At 41.1% G+C, this 1488-nt stretch carries 1 protein-coding gene; it reads left to right on the top strand.

Translation table 11 applies throughout. The features are described 5' to 3' along the window. Positions 1–590: 590 nt before the first annotated feature. On the top strand, positions 591–1488 hold an 898-nt coding region (locus AB5706_RS22980; protein ID WP_368357540.1), incomplete at its 3' end, for a reverse transcriptase N-terminal domain-containing protein.

Genomic DNA, 1488 nt, shown 5'->3' with positions numbered 1-1488 from the left:
GTGTGACTTGAAAGTCACTACATTTATTGTCTTACCGTAAGGTGTAAGACCTGCTGTTCCGTCAGTTGAGTCTAATATCTACAAAGTAGCGGGTAACTGCTATGAGGAAACGAGATATGAAAAATCATCTTTACAGAGATGTAGAACTGATTCCGTGAGGATAAGAACAAGTAAGAGCAACACTGACTTGAGATGATGACTGGGATAGAATGGCTAAGATATCTGAATCACTGGTAAATGCCGTTATGCGCGAACAGGCCAAAGGTTGCTGGGCCTGGCCCAAAATGGGAATGCGGTTTGGTTGGGGGTTGAAACAGCCACCACACGGACTATAGAACCGTCGGCAGAAAGGTGGAGCCTAATCTACCAGCATAAATGTAGTGGAACAAGGTAAGCCCGTATATCTCCATAAAGATACGGAAAGTAACCCGTAAGGGAAACCGATAGATGTGCGGGTAAGGAGGACGGAGAAAGCGAATGCCTTCTTGTAATGAGAAGGATAGAGAATATACTCACCCGAAAGGGGGCAGACTTCCGTCTGGTCTTATGTTGCAAGAGAATTAGCAGAATTTCTGAAAGGAGAAATGCAAATGTACGAGAAATCGTGTGCATCTTCAAATCACATTAAGAGCTGGAAGGATATTGATTTTGGAACAGCTGAATATGAGGTTAAGAAACTGCAGATGCGTATTGCAAAGGCTGTAAAGGAGAACAGAGTAGGAAAAATCAAATCCTTACAATGGACTCTGACTCATTCGTTTTATGCAAAAGCAATTGCTGTAAAAAGAGTAACAGAAAACAAGGGTAAAAGAACACCTGGAGTAGATGGCGTGTGTTGGATAAGTAATGAGGACAAATTTAACGCCATATTCACACTTCAGAGAAGAGGATACCAACCTCAACCGCTCAGACGAATCTACATTCCAAAGAAAAATGGAAAAAAGAGACCACTGAGTATTCCTACAATGAAAGATAGGGCAATGCAAACATTACACAAAATGGCACTGGAACCAGTCACAGAAACTCTGGCAGACGGCACTTCATACGGATTCAGACCCAACAGATGTGTTCAAGACGCTATAGAGCAATGTTTTGTCGACTTGGCTCGAAAAACAGCACCAGAATGGGTGTTGGAAGGTGACATAAAAGGATGTTTCGATAACATAAATCATGAATGGATGCAAAAGAATATCCCTATGGACAAAGAAATTTTGCACAAATTTCTTAAAGCTGGATTTGTGGAAAAGGGAAAACTCAATGCTACTGACCAAGGAACACCACAGGGAGGTACTATTTCACCGACGCTGTGTAATTATGTATTGGACGGATTAGAAAGATTATTGAAGAATAAGTTCAAACGGTATTGGTCGAAAGGTAGACAGATAAATCCAAAAGTAAATCTGGTGCGCTATGCAGATGATTTCATTATTACAGGAGCATCAGAGGAACTATTAAGAAACGAGGTACTACCTTTAGTAAAAGAGTTCA

This window comes from Ruminococcus sp. RTP21484sp1_RTP21277st1_D2_RTP21277_210401 (assembly GCF_040924225.1).
GTDB classification, from domain to species: domain Bacteria; phylum Bacillota; class Clostridia; order Lachnospirales; family Lachnospiraceae; genus Blautia_A; species Blautia_A faecis.
This window is presented reverse-complemented; position numbering and strand designations above follow the sequence as displayed.